Origin of the sequence: Paenarthrobacter sp. NPDC089675, assembly GCF_044749185.1 — a bacterium.
Taxonomy (GTDB): Bacteria; Actinomycetota; Actinomycetes; order Actinomycetales; family Micrococcaceae; genus Arthrobacter.
Window position 1 is genome coordinate 14,719 of sequence record NZ_JBIVHM010000010.1, and the last position, 15,189, is coordinate 29,907.

Sequence of the window (15,189 nt, forward strand, 5' to 3'; positions counted from 1 at the left end):
GGAGCTCAGCGGAGCGCCATGCTCGGATCCAGCAGCTCGATGCCTTCCGGGGTCACCAGGACCACGCGTGCCGTGCAGATGTCGTAGAACAACCCCGTGGCATGAACTTCCCTGGAGGCCAACGCAGGTCCGGTGGCATGGTGTTCATCCAACTTGGCCAATTGGACCGCGACGTTGACCATGCTCAGCTGATCCAGCCGACTGAACCCCGCAGCGGCGGCGGCCAGTCCCACGGGATGATCTGCCTGCAGTGCCTCGTAGCTGGGGCGTGCGTGCTCGAGCCAGGCATCGAATCCCGCGCCCAAAGAAGGCGCCGCGCCCTCGGCGTCTGCGAGAACGGCTTTCATGGCACCGCAGTTCGAGTGCCCGCAGATCACGATCGAGTCCACGGACAATGCCTTCACGGCGAAGGACAACGTGGAATCGATCGAGGCGTCACGGTCGTCGCTGCAAACCACGTTGCCGATGTTCCGCAACGTCAACAGGTCCCCGGGACCACTGCTGGTGATCAGGTTCGGGTTCACCCGGGAATCGACACATGCCACAAAGAGGGTGTCCGGATTCTGCCCGTCGGTCAGGTCCTGAACGAGGGGCCGGACTTTGTCTGCGTGCCGGCGATGGTATTTGTCGATGCCCAGAAGGATCGAGCGCAGCGGCGGGTGAGCGTCCCCGTCGTCGTCCGTTCCTTCCAAAGCCGAGTCCCACGACGCCCGGGGCGGCAGCGGAAACTCCTTCAAGTCCTGCCGCTGCGGCGCGTTGTCGGCCGCGTCCGTGAGGGCGGTGGTTCCGTGTTCTTCGAAGGTCACAGCTGCACCCGTGTTGCCTCGCTGCGCGCCCCAGGCCATAAGCGCTTCACGGAAGGCGTGGTCGAGGTAGTCGGCATTGACCTCCACCACCACGTCTTGGCCTTCGGGGATGGAATGGAGCACCCGGTTCAAGCGGGGCAGCGAGAAGAAGCTGCAGGAGCCGGCGATGGTCACCCGCCACGGCATCCCGGGAGCCGCCGGTGCGTGGGCGTCAAGATGGGCTCGCAGCACCCGCCACAGCACGCACAGCGCGGCCACCGCCAGGCCTATGACCACCCCTTCAAGCAGGTTCAACACCACTACGCACACCAGGGTCACGCCGTAGACCAAGAGGTCGCCGGTGCGGTGGCTGGTCTTGATATCGGCAATCTTCACCAGCTTGGCGCCGATCACCAGCAGAAGGCCCGCGAGTACTGACAACGGAATCAACTGGATCAGCCCGGCGAACAACGCCGAGAACACCAGAACCCACACGCCATGAAGGATGGCAGAAGCGCGCGACTTGGCACCGGCCTCAACGTTGGTGGCACTGCGGACGATCACGCCCGTCACGGGCAGGCCGCCAAGGAGACCGGACACCACATTGGCCGACCCTTGACCCACGAGTTCACGGTTCAGGTTGGTGGGTGTTCCTCCATGCATCTTGTCCACGGCAACAGCGGACAACAGCGATTCAATGCTGGCAATAAGCGCCACCGTGATCACCGCCAGGGCGACCGAACCCCAGTTGCCCTCGGGAAGGCCGGGCAGGGCAATGGCGTCAAAGATGGAGCCGCTGAAGCTGATCCGCTGGACATCCCCCATCGACACCGAGACGGCAGTAACCACGACCACGGCAACCAATTGACCGGGAACTTTCCTGACCGCGGCAGGTACGTACTTCCATGCCAGCAGGATCACCACCACTGCAAACCCCAGCAAGGCCGTCCCTGCCTTCATGTCGGCGATCGCGGACGGAAGGGCCAGGAGGTTTTCCACCGCTGAACCGGACGCCTTGCCGCCGAGAAGGACGTGCAACTGCTGCAGGATGATGGTGATTCCGATCCCGGCAAGCATCGCCTTGACCACCACCGGCGAGACGGCAAGCGCGGCACGTCCCAATCGACTCAGCCCCATCAGCAATTGCACGACGCCGGCGGCAACGGTGATTGCGCAGGTCGCTTGCCATCCGAACTCCTGGACCAGGCCGGCGACGACGACGGTAAGGCCCGCCGCGGGGCCGCTCACCTGAAGGACAGAGCCGCCGAGAGCCCCGGCCACGATGCCGCCAACCGCAGCAGCGATGAGGCCGGCCATGATAGGCGCTCCCGAGGCGGCGGCGATGCCAAGGGACAGCGGGAGTGCAACGAGGAAGACCACCAGCGATGCGGGAAGGTCGACGCCGAGGCTTCCAAGGAGGGAGCGCCTGCCGGGTTTGCCGGGCGGGCCGGACGGCTTGCTTCCGGACGGGCTGTGGGTATCAGAGGGCACGACTGATGGCGCCGATAATTTAGGCATGAATAGTCCTTTGGACTCGAAAAGTTTATTCCCGCAGCCTAAAAAACGATAAAAGAATGTTCAATCAAATGTGACTGAGAAAACTTAAGTTGCCACCCGGGCCGAAATTTTGCTATCCAGCGAAGCAATTCAAGGATGCGTTTAATTAGCTTCCGATTGGCCACTATAAATCAAATATGTACGTTTATGGAAAATACTTCCTCTAAAACGTACGTTATTCAGAATCAAATCAAACTACTGTCCAGCCAGCCCTGACTCCACCGCCGCGATGGCGTTGGCCGTAATGGAATCCCGGTCCCCCGAGCCGTCCACCGAGATCAGGATCCCGCGTTGCGAGTACGCAGCGATGACGGCCTGGGTTTCCTCGCGATACAGTTCCAGGCGCCGCTGAATAACGGTCTCCGTGTCGTCGCTCCGGCCTTGTTCGCGGGCCCTTTGGAGCATGCGCCCAATGAGATCGTCGTCGGAAACAGCCAGAGCCAGAACGATTTCCAAGGATTGTTTCCGGACGGCCAGCAAATCATCAAGGGCGCCAACCTGGGCCACGGTCCGGGGGTAGCCATCCAACAAAAAGCCCGCGCCGGCGTCGTCTTTTTCCAGACGCTCACGCAGCATGGCGGTGGTGACATGATCGGGAACGAATTCACCACGGTCCATATAGCGACCCGCCTCGGCGCCGAGATCTGTCCCTTCCCGGACATGGGTGCGGAAAAGGTCGCCCGTGGAAATGGCCGGAACAGCAAAGTGCCGGGCAATGTGTTCAGCCTGCGTACCCTTGCCGGAACCCGGAGGTCCCATGATGATCAGTCGCGCCATGGCTCTTGTCCGTTTCGAGAGGCGGCCGGGACTTAAACGATAACGCCGGTAGCTGCTGGAGGCACAGGCGTTCCCTTTTGAAGAGAACTCCCCTTGCGGCACTCCCCACCAACAGGTACCGTTTTGAAACGTCACAAAGAAAGCGTTTTCCCAGACTTCCGAGGTGAAATTTCCATGAGCCAGCATGCCCCGATCACCTGGATCGACGGCGAAGCACCCGCAATACTCAGCGGTGGAGCCACGTGGGGAATGCCCTTCCCCCGCGGAACCGCCCAGGCTGCCGATCGCCTGGCTGTCACGGATCACAGCGGACGGCCGGTCCCGGCCCAAGCCTGGCCGCTGGCCACGTGGCCTGACGGCACACTGAAGTGGGCAGGCCTGGCAATCGGAGCAAGCGACCGGCCCGCTGCCGCGTACAACGTCCTGTACTGCACCGCAACGGAGACGTCCGACGCCGGTCCGGCAGCCGCCGTCGTGCCCGAACCCGAGGTGACGGTCACCGAAACAGAAGGGGCGATCACAGTCTCCACAGGAACCCTGGAAATGGTTGTACCGCTTAGCGGCAACACCCTGTTCCGGAGCTTGTCCCGTGACGGTTCCCTGGTGGCACAAGACGCCCGGCTGGTGAGCCTGCTCCAGGCCGAGGCAGGCATCGAGACCGGCAAAATCAGGCGTGAAGGATTCACCGGGCACGTGGCCTCCGTAGTTGTGGAACAGCGGGGTCCTGTCCGGGCGGTCCTGCGCCTGGAAGGCAAACACCGGGCCAATGAAGGCGCCCGCGAATGGCTCCCTTTTACGGTCCGCTTCTACTTCCACGCCGGCGCGCGGAGTGTGCGGATGATGCACTCGTTCATATGGGACGGCGACGCCGGCCAGGATTTCCTGGCCGGGCTTGGCGTGCGGTTCGGCGTACCTCTAAGCGATGAAATGCATGACCGCCACGTAAGGATCGCCGGGGCTGACGGCGGCTTCCTGGCTGAGGCCGTCCGCGGCGTGACGGGACTGCGTCGGGATCCTGGTGCGGAGGTGCGCGCGGCCCAGGTCAACGGCAAGGCAACGCCTCCACTGAATACATGGAACCCGGAGGTGTCAGAACGGCTGCACCTCATTCCGGCGTGGAACGACTACACCCTGACGCAGTTGTCCGCCGACGGCTTTGAGCTCCGAAAACGGACTGCATCAGGGAACGGCTGGGTGGGCATTTCGGGTGGCACCCGGTCTGCCGGGTTCGTCTCGCTGAGCGACCCCCACGGTGGTTTGGGGGTTGGCGTCAAGGACTTCTGGCAGTCCCATCCCGGGCAACTGGATATTCGCGGGGCAGCTTCCGACGCCGCTGAACTGACAGCGTGGCTCTACTCCCCCGAAGCCCAGCCTATGGATCTGCGTTTCTACCACGATGGCCTGGGCCAGGACACCTTCGAGGAACAACTTGAGGGACTCGAGATCACCTACGAGGACTACGAGCCTGGCTTCGGCGATCCCTGCGGAATCGCCCGGACCCACGAGCTGACTTTGTTCGCCTACGACTCCACGCCGTCCACGGAATCCCTCGCTGCCGACGCCTCAGCCGCCGCAACGCCACCGATCCTGCAGCCCTCACCATCGGTTGTGCATGCGGCGGGTGTCTTCGGCAACTGGGCGCCCGTGGACCGCAGCACCCCCGGCAGGATGGAACTCGAGGACAAGCTGGACTTCCTCTTCGACTTCTACGTGGGCCAACAGGAACAGCGCCGCTGGTACGGGTTCTGGAACTACGGCGACGTCATGCACACCTATGATTCGGACCGGCATGTGTGGCGTTACGACGTTGGTGGCTACGCCTGGGACAACTCGGAGCTATCGCCCGACCTGTGGCTTTGGTACACGTACCTACGTACCGGCCGAGCCGACGTTTTCCGCTTCGCCGAGGCCATGACCCGCCATACCGGTGAAGTGGACGTCTACCACTTGGGACCTTGGAAGGGATTGGGTTCACGACACAACGTGCAGCACTGGGGCTGCAGCGCCAAACAATTGCGCATCAGCAACCCCGCTTACCGCCGTTTCTACTATTACCTCACCGCCGATGAACGGACCGGCGATCTCCTGACGGAACTGGTGGACAGTGACCAGAGCTTCCTCGGCTTGGACCCCGTCCGCAAGGTAAGGCCCGACGCCGACACCTACCGGCCGGACCGCGGCGCCCTCGGCGTGGGGCTAGGTACCGACTGGGGTTCGCTTGCTGCCACATGGCTGACCGACTGGGAACGGACCGGAAACCCGCGCTCCCGTGATCGCCTCTTGGGAACCATGGCAGACATCGGCGCGCTCAAGTACGGATTCCTGACCGGCGAGGCACTCTACGACCTTGATGCCGGGAGGTTCGACGCCGGACGGGAAGCCATCAGCGTCTCCCACCTGAGCGCCGTGTTCGGCTTGGTGGAAATCTGCAGCGAACTGATCAGCTTGGTGCCGTCGCCCGAGTTTGAACAGGCGTGGCTGCAGTATTGCCGGCTCTTCCTGGCCCCGCCGTCTGTCCAGGCCTCCGAGGTAGGGGCACCGCTGGCCGGCATCTACCTGACGCAGGCACACAGCCGGCTCACGGCCTACGCAGCGGCACGCCTCGGTTCGCCGGAGTTGGCTGCTTCGGCGTGGGAAAGCTTCGGCGTCGGGGGCGAGAACCTGAACCATGCCGAGGCCTTCACGCTGCGCAGGATCCGTCCACCCTACGTGTTGGCGCCTGTTGATGAGGCACCCACAGTGTCCACGAACGATACTGCCCAATTCGGCTTGGCGGCCATCCAGAACCTGGCCCTCATCGGGGATTACCTGCCGGCGGCTGCAGCTACCCCGGCGACGGCGACGGACGCGCCGCTGGAGGTTCCGGCGTCGTAAGTCCTGTGCCCTAGGAGCTGGAGCGCGGGTGCATGATCCGCATCTGGTCCCAGGTCCGTTCGGAAGCGGCGATGTTTTGGTTGGACCGCTCCTTGTCCAAGGATGCGAGTTCCACGGCAATGGCTTGGACGGCGGAGACAGCGCCCGTCAGCGAAGGGAAAAAGCCTGCGCCTTCCGTGGGTACCACGATCCTGTGCTGCGCGTTGACGGCGACGGGCGAGCCGGCACTGTCAGTGATGGAGACAACGGGCGAGCCGATGGAATGGGCGATCTCCACGGCACGCATTGTGCTGTCGTAAACGCGCCAGAGACTGATGGCTATCACCAGGTCTTCTGCACCGAGCCGTGCAATGGCGTTGGTCAGGGCAGCCACGTCGGCGTCGAGCAGCCGCACGTTGTAGCCGGCAATGATGGCGTTGTGCTCCAGCGCCTTGCCTGGAATGGCGTAGCTGCCCGCAGCCACGATGAACGTTTGCCGCGCCGCCGCGATTGCCTTCGCGATCTCGTGGACAGTGTCCGCGTTGAGTGTGCGCTCAAAATGAGCCAGGTTGGCCCGGTCCGTGGAAACCGCGGCTGTGGCCGGACTGCTGATGTGCCCGTTGTGTTCCGCAGCAACCTCGACTGCGCTGAGGGAAGCCAGGAACCGCGAGCGCAGTTCGAATTGGAAATCAGTCCACCCCTTGAAGCCAAGTGTTTGCGCGGTCCGGGTGACTGTCGATGCATTGGATGCGGCGGCGACGGCGATATCGCTGACGGACCCATAGGAGGCGAGGCGCGGCTGGGAGCGGAGGATGCCCACCACCTGCATCTGGCGGGCCGCAAGCTTCTTCCCTTGGACGCGGCTGTCCAGCCACTCGGTCAACGTCGACGAGTCGAAATCTTCTTCCACCTATTGACCTACCTCACACTTTCGCCGTAACTTCGATACATCGCATCTGCACAGACTTGTGCATATTCCTCAAAATGTACAACTTGGCCCACTTTGGCAGGAATCACCATGTCTCTCACCGCACGCTTGGATCGCCTGGCTCTCAGTCGACCACACTACAAGCTTCTCCTCATCGGAGGCCTCGGCTATTCATTCGACGGCATGGACGGCGCTGTTGTGGCGTTCCTGCTTCCCCGCATCCAGGAACTCTGGGGCCTCAGCAACGCCAGCCTCGGCCTGGTGGGCTCCGCAGCTCCGTTCGGGTTCTTTTTCGGAGCCATTCTGTCCGGCTGGATGGGCGACAGGTTCGGCCGCAAGAAGGTCATGTTGTGGGCCCTTGCCTTCTACTGCCTGATGTCCGTGATCGCTGCCATGGCACCGAACTTCGAGATCTTCCTGATTGCACGGATCTTTGCAGGCCTGGGAGCCGGCGCCGAAAGCGTGATCATCGCCCCGTTCCTGTCCGAGTTCATTCCTCCCAAGCGCCGCGGCTGGTTCATCGGCACGCTGGCAGGCTTCTTTTCCTTCGGCTTCGTGGGTGCAGCGCTGATCGGCCGCTTCATCGTACCCATGGGCGAGGACGGCTGGCGCTGGGCCCAGGTGGTCACCGCCGTTCCGATCCTCCTGCTGCTCTGGTGGCGTCGGAGCCTGCCGGAATCCCCGCGCTACCTGATGAGCCGCGGACGCATGGCGGAAGCCACCGAAGTAGTCGAACGATTTGAGCAGAGCGTCAGGAACGCCACCGGCAAAGAACTCCCGCCCGTGCCGGCCGTCCAGGATGAAATCACCAAGCATGAGCAAAAGATCAGCATCTGGAATGCGCTCAAATTCATGTGGTCCAGGGCCATGCGCCGGCGGACCGCGGTGATCTGGCTGATCTGGTTCGTGATCACTTTCTCCTACTACGGATTCTTCTCTTGGATTCCTACGCTCCTGGTGGGACGAGGCATCACTATCACCAAGAGTTTTGAATACTCGATCATCATCTACATGGCCCAGATTCCCGGCTATTTCTCTGCTGCCTGGCTCTGCGACAGGATCGACCGCAAGAACACCATCGCCCTGTACCTGGCGGGCTCGGCAATCAGCGCCTTCTGGCTGAGCCAGTCCAACGACTCCGGCATGATCCTCGCCGCTGCGGCCACACTCTCCTTCTTCCTGAACGGCACCTACGCCGGCGTCTACGCCTACACTCCCGAACTGTTCCCCACCTGGATGCGTGCCACCGGCGTGGGACTGGCCAGCGCCGTGGGACGTATCGGCAGCATCCTCGCACCGTCCATCATCGGCATTTTCTCTGTGGCCCTCGGATTCGGCGGCGTCTTCACCATGACCACCATCGTGCTGACGGTCGGCGTCCTGGGCGTCATCATCTTCGGCGCTTCCACTGCCGGAAAGTCGCTTGAGGACATCAACGCCCGCGTGGGCGCCAAGAACATCCCGGCAGGAACCATCAAGAAATGAGCAGACTCACCGTGGCAACAGAAACTGTCTTCACAAATACGTTCCAGGCGATGCAACAAGAGCCGGGCGTGGTCCTCTTCACTGTCCTGCAATGGATCCCCCAGCGGTCCGGCCTGCGCAGGCTGTACACGAGCCATCCCGAGGCCTACCCCGTGGGAGCGGAGAAGACCGTTGAGATCTCCCCCGGCTGGCTCGGCACCGTTATTGAGGACAAGAAGCCTTTCCTGGCGCCGGACCTCGACTCGCTTCGGGAAGTGTTCACCGACTCAGCCCTGATCCAACAACTCGGCTGCGGCGCTGTCATCAACATCCCTGTCCTGGACGACCACGGGAACGTGGCCGGAGTCCTCGCCCTGCTCGACGCCGAGGGCCACTACACCCAACAGAGCGTGGACACCGCCGTCGGGGTTGTCGAGGCCAGCCGGCCACAGCTCCTTGAGGCCTTTGCCGCCTACCCCACCGACCTACCCGCAAGAACCGAAGTCCCAGTAAAGGACACCTTCTAAAATGAGCACCACCCCCGAGACCTCCGCCCTCGTCATCCGCAACGCAAGCGTCCTGGACGTCGAGGCAGGCACCTACTCCCTCGCCGACGTCGTAAGCATCAACGGCAAGATCACAACAGTTGGCCCGCACGCCGAAGCGCCGGACAATGCGCAGGTGATCGATGGCAGCGGAAAATTCGTTATCCCCGGACTCATCGATGCACACGTCCACGTGGTAGCTTCAAGCGCCGATTTCCGTTCACTCAACTGGACTCCACCGTCGTACGTCTATGCCCAAACCGCCCGAATCATGGGTGAGATGCTCCGACGCGGTTTCACCACGGTGCGCGACCTGTCCGGCGCCGACTTCGGCCTGGCCATGGCCCAGCAGGAAGGACTCCTGGAAGGTCCCAAGCTCCATTTCTGCGGCCATGCGCTCAGCCAGACCGGTGGGCACGGGGACATGCGACTGCCCGGCGAAGACCACGACCCGAACGGGCGCGGATGCTGCGGCATTGGCCGGGTGGCCGATGGCGTGGACGCTGTCAGGGCGGCCGCGAGGGACGAGATCCGCAAGGGGGCGCACCACATCAAGATCATGGCGTCCGGTGGCGTCTCCTCGCCCACGGACAGGATCGACTCCACCCAGTACTCCATGGAGGAAATGCGTGCGGCGGTGGAGGAAGCGGAGGCGGCAAACCGTTACGTCGCGGCTCACGCGTACACGGCAAGGGCGATCAACAGGGCCTTGGAAGCCGGCGTCCGTTCCATCGAACACGGCAACCTGCTGGACGACGAAAGCCTGCGGCTCTTCCTGGAGAAGGACGCTTTCCTCGTCCCGACGCTGGTGACGTACTGGGCGCTGAAAGAGGAAGGCAAGGAATTCGGGCTCACCGAGGAAATGTGGGCCAAGGTGGATTCGGTCCTTTCCAGCGGCCTCGAAGCGATCGCCCGCGCACACGAAGCCGGCGTCAAGATGGCGTTCGGTTCGGACCTGCTGGGCGGCATGCACCGCCACCAGAACGAGCAGTTCAGGCTGTTGGGCAAGGTCCAGCCCGCGATCGACGCCATCCGCTCGGCAACCACGACGGCGGCCCTCCTCCTTGAGCGTGAAGGGCAGCTTGGTGTTGTCTCACCAGGGGCGGACGCCGATCTGCTGGTCCTCGGGGCCGACCCGGTGGCAGACATCTCCGTTCTGGCGGACATCAACGAGCATCTTGCCCACGTGATCCAGAATGGCCGCGTGATCGCCTAAACCTCTGGTCCGCGCCCGCAAATCCGGATATTGTAAGTATGCTGACAAATTTGGAGCTAGCCAGGAGGACACTGTGACCGAGAAGGATACGGAACGCACCACCGCGAGCGAAGACACCCTGGATCCGATCGCCCACCCGTTCGACCAAACCAACGGATTGGCCGACGACATCGAGGGCGACTCGGACGGGACGGCTGAAAGCGATACGCGAAGCGAAGCCGAACGTACGGACCAGGACGAGTCAGGTGCCGGGATCTTCGAAGGAGATACTTCGGAGGATGCCACCGGGCCGGAAGGCCGGCAGGGACCGGGTGCCGTGCCACCGCTGGGTGGCGCGCTCGGGCAGCACTAGGGCACACAGCAACGCCGCCCGCCTCCTGAACGGGGGCGGGCGGCGTCGTGTTTGGAACTATTTCCCGCCCGCATAAACGACGGCGGGAGCCGCGGGAGCCTGCATGCCCTCGCCGATGAAGAAGCTCGGGTGCGGCGGCTGGTTGTATGCCACGTTCTCCCGGGCTACGGCCGCACTCCTTCCCTCTCTCACATCCCACCCCCAAACCCTCCGATCGCTCTCGCACATCCCGCACCCAAACCCTCACTCCCTCTCTCAGCCGTAGGTCCCACCCTGCCGCCCAGGCCGAAATTTCGAGCTGCTGAGCGTGCATTTGTTGTCGCCTTCCCGCAAAAGGGTGCCCAGTCGCGTCACGAACGCGGAACTGGGCGGACGAACCTTGTGGAGCAAGCGGCTCCAAGGAGATACCGACAAAGAGCTGGAGATACCCCATGGGACTTTTTGAAGATCTGCAGGGCAAGGCACACGACCTCATTGAGGGCAACGAGCAAGCTATCCAGGATGGCATCGAAAAAGCCGGTGACGGGCTCCCGCAGACCTGACGAATCGCCGCCTCGGCATCGACGCACCCGTGATGCCCCGGCTTGGATAAAACTGTCCGGGTTACGGGGCTCGCCGTCATTTTTCACTACTTATGAAAGGGCCCAGCATGGTCAGCCGCAGTACCCGAAAAGCCGAAAATCCAAAAAATTCCGAAGCTGGACCGTCGCTGGCCGCCAAGCTGGTAGCCGAAGCTTTGGGCACCTTCATTTTGGTATTTGGCGGCGTCGGCACAGCGCTTTTCGCGGCGAAATTCCCGGATTCTTCCAACTCCTTGGGCGTTGGACTGGTCGGCGTATCGTTGGCCTTCGGACTGAGCGTCGTCGCTGGCGCGTACGCTTTCGGGCATGTTTCAGGTGGTCACTTCAACCCGGCGGTGACTATCGGCGTGGCAGTTGCCGGCCGATTCCCGGCCAAAGACATCGCACCCTACATTGGGGCCCAGATTGCGGGCGGGGTGGCGGCGTCCAGCGTGCTGGCCGCGATTGCCACCGGTGGCCCCGATGGTTTCTTTGCCGCGGCACGTGCCAGCGGATTCGCCTCCAATGGATTCGGCGATCATTCGCCTGGCGGATTCGGCCTGGCATCGGCGCTGGTGACCGAGCTGGTACTGACCGCGGTCTTCGTCCTGGTCATCCTTGGTGTCACCCACAAGCGTGCTGCTCCGGGATTCGCACCTCTTGCCATCGGACTCAGTCTCACCCTTATCCACCTCATCAGCATCCCCGTAACCAACACGTCGGTGAACCCGGCACGTTCCATCGCCACAGTCCTTTACGCCGATGGCTGGGCGTCCAGCCAGCTTTGGGTATTCATCGTCGCACCCATCGCCGGCGCCGCCCTTGCAGCTGCGGTCTACCGGATCACTTCGGCCAGACAGCCCTCCTGAGTCCTCTCAGCTCGGCGGGACGTGAGAGAGGAACCACCGAAACCCAGCGGGACGTGAGAGAGGAACCACCGAAACCCAGCGGGACGTGAGAGAGGAACCACCGAAACCCAGCGGGACGTGAGAGAGGAACCACCAAAAACCGGCGTTAAGGACTCGTCAAGAATCCTCCCGGGCGGGTACTAAGCACCCTTGCCGGTGCTATGTTCAGCTCACATCGAGCAGCGTTCGGGCTGGGAGGAAAGCCATGACTACGTTGAGCAGGCCACCCGCGGATCCCTCGACCCCCAAGCCCGGCGGCTGGATATCGTTCCGGACCTGGCTCCTGTTCGGCTTGCAGGACAGTAAGGGGAGCCACCAAGGCCCGGGCGGTGTTTCGGCAGCGCACGAGAAGAAGCATCACTGGTGGCAGGTCATGTGCCTCACCGGCGTCGACTACTTCTCCACACTGGGTTACCAGCCGGCCATCGCAGCCCTCGCCGCCGGGGTGATCTCGCCGCTGGCAACCATCGTGCTGGTGGCCGTAACGCTGCTGGGCGCGTTGCCCGTGTACCGCAGGGTTGCTGGTGAGAGCCACCGCGGCGAGGGTTCCATCGCCATGCTTGAGCGGCTCCTCCCCCGCTGGGGCGGCAAGCTGCTGGTCCTGGTGCTCCTCGGCTTCGCAGCGACGGACTTCATGATCACCATGACCTTGTCCGCAGCTGACGCGACCGCCCACCTCATCCAGAACCCGGTCATGCCGGGTTGGCTGCAAGGCCAGAACGTGCTGGTGACGTTGTTCCTCCTGGCCCTGCTCGCCGCGGTGTTCCTGCGCGGATTCAAGGAAGCGATCGGCGTGGCCGTGGTGCTGGTGGTGCTGTACCTGGGCCTGAACGTGGTGGTGGTGGCCACAACCGTTGTTGAGGTGCTCACCCACCCTTCGGCGGTTGGCGACTGGTGGCAGTTGCTGTGGACCTCGCACGGGAATCCGATCATGGCCGTTGCAATCGCACTGATCGTCTTTCCCAAGCTTGCCCTCGGCCTCTCCGGGTTCGAAACCGGCGTTGCCGTGATGCCGCAGGTCCAAGGCGATCCCGATGACACCGATGCGAAGCCAACGGGCCGGATCCGGGGTACGCGACGCATGCTCACCACTGCCGCCCTGATCATGAGTTCCTTCCTCATCACGTCCAGCTTCACCACGGTAGTCCTCATCCCGGAGCACGAATTCGAAACGGGCGGCCAAGCGAACGGCCGTGCCCTCGCGTTCCTTGCCCACGAATACCTGGGCCTCGGCTTCGGCACCGTGTACGACATCAGCACCATAGCCATCCTGTGGTTTGCCGGCGCATCGGCCATGGCGGGCCTGTTGAATCTCGTCCCGCGGTACCTCCCCCGCTATGGCATGGCCCCGGAGTGGGCCAAGGCCGTGCGGCCCTTGATCCTGGTCTTCACGGTGGTGGGGTTCTTCATCACCGTGGTCTTCAACGCCGACGTCGACGCCCAGGGCGGCGCGTACGCTACCGGCGTCCTGGTGCTAATGACCTCGGCCGCCGTCGCAGTCACGCTGTCCGCGCGGCGTCGTCATCAACGCAAACGGACCCTCGCCTTCGGTGCCATCGCCACTGTCTTCGTCTACACAACTGTGGCCAACATCGTGGAGCGCCCGGAGGGCATCCGGATCGCCGCCATCTTCATTGCCGGGATCATCGGCATCTCACTCCTGTCACGCGTTCGCCGCTCCTTCGAGCTGCACGCCACCCATGTCCATATGGATCGTGAGGCCCTGGAGTTCATCCTCGACGACGATTCCGGCCCCATCCGGCTGATCGCGCACGAGCCCCGCAGGCTGACGGCTGAGGCCTACCGCGAGAAGCTGGTCTCCGCCATCGAAGTCAGCCACTTGCCGCTGAACTACCACGGGATCTTCCTTGAAGTGGTGCTGGACGATACCTCGGACTTTGAAACGGAACTGTACGTCAAGGGCATCGAGCGTCACGGCTACCGGATCCTCGAAGTCCATGGGCCTGTGGTCGCCAACACCATCGCGTCAGTGCTGCTTCATATCCGGGACGTCACGGGGCTCATGCCGCACATCTACTTCCGCTGGACCGAGGGCAACCCCATTACCAACCTGCTCCGTTTCCTGTTCCTTGGTGAGGGCGAGATCGCCCCCGTGACCCGCGAGGTCCTCCGGGAGGCGGAGCCGGACGTCAGCAGGAGGCCATGGGTTCACGTGGGCTGAAAGTGGCACCGGCAGTACCCGTAAAGGAGGTCCCTCCCACGGCGGCGCGGAGTAGCGTTCAGTGGGGAAGGTCGAAATCCCTGAAAGGAACATCATGACCACTTGGCTCATTACAGGCTGCTCCACCGGACTTGGCCATGCGCTCGCGCAAGCTGTACTGGCGAAAGGCGACAACGCCGTCGTGACGGCACGAAACACGGATTCATTGCAGGACCTGGCCACTGCATTCCCGACGACGGCCCTCGCGGTGGCGCTGGACGTCACCGAACAGTCGCAGGTCGATGAAGCCGTGAAGCAGGCCGAGCAGCGATTCGGCGGTGTTGACGTCCTGGTCAACAATGCCGGCTACGGGTACCGCGCCGCCGTCGAAGAAGGTGACGACGCCGAGGTCCGGGCCCTGTTCGATACCAACGTTTTCGGCCCGGTCGCCCTGATCAAGGCCGTCCTCCCCGGCATGCGTTCCCGCCGTTCCGGTGCGATTGTGAACATCTCCTCCATCGGAGCGCGCATCTGCCCGCCAGGTTCGGGCTACTACTCGGCCACGAAAGCCGCGCTGGAAGGAATCTCCGGGTCGCTGCAGAAGGAGTTGGCACCCCTCGGGATCTCCGTGACCGCCGTGGAGCCGGGCGCTTTCCGGACCGACTTCGCGGGACGCTCCCTGACGCAGTCCGCCCAAGCCATCGACGACTACGCCGAAACTGCCGGCAAACGCCGCAAGGAGAACGACACCGTCCACGGCACCCAGCAGGGCGATCCGGACAAGGCTGCACAGGTCATCATCAGCGCGGTCGAATCACCAGAGACTCCGGCATTCCTGCTGCTGGGAGCCGACGCCGTCTACGCCTACAACGCCGTGGAGGAAGCCATGCGAGCAGACGTGGAACGGTGGCGGGAGCAGAGCGAAGGCACCGGTTACACAGAGTAACGAGCAGCGTGTAATCGGTCACACTTGTGCCGTTTGGCTTGTCTTTCATGCGTGGCACCGTGAACCATGAATGAGGGAATTCGTTCCCATCCAAGCTGAATCAGCAACCTCACCGACGAGGATGCGGCCCCGGGCGA

At 63.1% G+C, this 15,189-nt stretch carries 11 protein-coding genes and 1 pseudogene; 8 read left to right on the top strand and 4 right to left on the bottom strand.

The genetic code is table 11. From position 1 onward, the window contains the following. Positions 1–5: 5 nt before the first annotated feature. Both ACIPY2_RS18335 and ACIPY2_RS18340 read right to left on the bottom strand, forming a co-directional pair. Positions 6–2,303 (bottom strand): SulP family inorganic anion transporter, encoded by a 2,298-nt coding sequence (locus ACIPY2_RS18335; protein ID WP_400267830.1) that lies wholly within the window; start codon positions 2,301–2,303, stop codon positions 6–8. A 234-nt stretch (positions 2,304–2,537) separates the two neighbouring features. Then, positions 2,538–3,119 (bottom strand): adenylate kinase, encoded by a 582-nt coding sequence (locus ACIPY2_RS18340; protein ID WP_400267831.1) that lies wholly within the window; start codon positions 3,117–3,119, stop codon positions 2,538–2,540. A 174-nt stretch (positions 3,120–3,293) separates the two neighbouring features. Between ACIPY2_RS18340 and ACIPY2_RS18345 the strand changes: the two genes are divergently transcribed. After that, positions 3,294–5,993, top strand: coding sequence for a Tat pathway signal sequence domain protein (locus ACIPY2_RS18345; RefSeq protein ID WP_400267832.1), 2,700 nt, complete (start codon positions 3,294–3,296; stop codon positions 5,991–5,993). A gap of 10 nt (positions 5,994–6,003) precedes the next feature. Here ACIPY2_RS18345 and ACIPY2_RS18350 read toward each other — a convergent pair whose 3' ends face one another. Then, positions 6,004–6,882, bottom strand: coding sequence for a MurR/RpiR family transcriptional regulator (locus ACIPY2_RS18350; protein WP_400267833.1), 879 nt, complete (start codon positions 6,880–6,882; stop codon positions 6,004–6,006). Positions 6,883–6,990: 108 nt separating this feature from the next. Here ACIPY2_RS18350 and ACIPY2_RS18355 point away from each other — a divergent pair, with 108 nt between their 5' ends. From ACIPY2_RS18355 to ACIPY2_RS18370, 4 genes are all read left to right on the top strand, one after another. Continuing rightward, on the top strand, positions 6,991–8,385 hold the full coding sequence (locus ACIPY2_RS18355; RefSeq protein WP_400267834.1) for an MFS transporter: 1,395 nt from the start codon (positions 6,991–6,993) through the stop codon (positions 8,383–8,385). Continuing rightward, entirely contained in the window at positions 8,382–8,891 is a 510-nt protein-coding gene (locus tag ACIPY2_RS18360; RefSeq protein WP_400267835.1) for a GAF domain-containing protein, read from the top strand. The genes ACIPY2_RS18355 and ACIPY2_RS18360 overlap by 4 nt, the downstream gene beginning before the upstream one ends. Before the next feature lies 1 nt (position 8,892). Beyond that, positions 8,893–10,125 carry an amidohydrolase family protein gene (locus ACIPY2_RS18365; RefSeq protein WP_400267836.1) on the top strand — a complete coding sequence of 411 codons (1,233 nt, stop codon included), beginning with the start codon at positions 8,893–8,895 and terminating at the stop codon, positions 10,123–10,125. Between the two features lie 73 nt (positions 10,126–10,198). After that, the gene (locus ACIPY2_RS18370; RefSeq protein ID WP_400267837.1) at positions 10,199–10,477 is read left to right on the top strand and encodes a hypothetical protein; all 279 of its coding nucleotides are present in this window, start codon (positions 10,199–10,201) and stop codon (positions 10,475–10,477) included. Positions 10,478–10,534: 57 nt separating this feature from the next. Here the strand turns inward: ACIPY2_RS18370 and ACIPY2_RS18375 are convergent. Next, positions 10,535–10,645, bottom strand: a pseudogene (locus ACIPY2_RS18375) (hypothetical protein); the annotation flags it as partial. Between the two features lie 481 nt (positions 10,646–11,126). On the opposite strand from ACIPY2_RS18375, the gene aqpZ reads away from it, so the two are divergent. The 3 genes from aqpZ (at position 11,127) to ACIPY2_RS18390 (ending at position 15,052) form a co-directional block, all read left to right on the top strand. Next, entirely contained in the window at positions 11,127–11,906 is a 780-nt protein-coding gene (gene aqpZ, locus ACIPY2_RS18380) for an aquaporin Z (protein WP_400267838.1), read from the top strand. 244 nt (positions 11,907–12,150) lie between these two features. Continuing rightward, positions 12,151–14,127 (top strand): amino acid transporter, encoded by a 1,977-nt coding sequence (locus ACIPY2_RS18385; protein ID WP_400267839.1) that lies wholly within the window; start codon positions 12,151–12,153, stop codon positions 14,125–14,127. A gap of 94 nt (positions 14,128–14,221) precedes the next feature. Beyond that, the gene (locus ACIPY2_RS18390) at positions 14,222–15,052 is read left to right on the top strand and encodes an oxidoreductase (RefSeq protein ID WP_400267840.1); all 831 of its coding nucleotides are present in this window, start codon (positions 14,222–14,224) and stop codon (positions 15,050–15,052) included. Positions 15,053–15,189: the final 137 nt, after the last annotated feature.

Bases quoted from the DNA above. Each gene is read 5' to 3' on its own strand.
- ACIPY2_RS18335 (WP_400267830.1), bottom strand. From the start codon at position 2,303: ATGCCTAAATTATCGGCGCCATCAGTCGTGCCCTCTGATACCCACAGC.
- ACIPY2_RS18340 (WP_400267831.1), bottom strand. From the start codon at position 3,119: ATGGCGCGACTGATCATCATGGGACCTCCGGGTTCCGGCAAGGGTACG.
- ACIPY2_RS18345 (WP_400267832.1), top strand. From the start codon at position 3,294: ATGAGCCAGCATGCCCCGATCACCTGGATCGACGGCGAAGCACCCGCA.
- ACIPY2_RS18355 (WP_400267834.1), top strand. From the start codon at position 6,991: ATGTCTCTCACCGCACGCTTGGATCGCCTGGCTCTCAGTCGACCACAC.
- ACIPY2_RS18360 (WP_400267835.1), top strand. From the start codon at position 8,382: ATGAGCAGACTCACCGTGGCAACAGAAACTGTCTTCACAAATACGTTC.
- ACIPY2_RS18365 (WP_400267836.1), top strand. From the start codon at position 8,893: ATGAGCACCACCCCCGAGACCTCCGCCCTCGTCATCCGCAACGCAAGC.
- aqpZ (WP_400267838.1), top strand. From the start codon at position 11,127: ATGGTCAGCCGCAGTACCCGAAAAGCCGAAAATCCAAAAAATTCCGAA.
- ACIPY2_RS18385 (WP_400267839.1), top strand. From the start codon at position 12,151: ATGACTACGTTGAGCAGGCCACCCGCGGATCCCTCGACCCCCAAGCCC.
- ACIPY2_RS18390 (WP_400267840.1), top strand. From the start codon at position 14,222: ATGACCACTTGGCTCATTACAGGCTGCTCCACCGGACTTGGCCATGCG.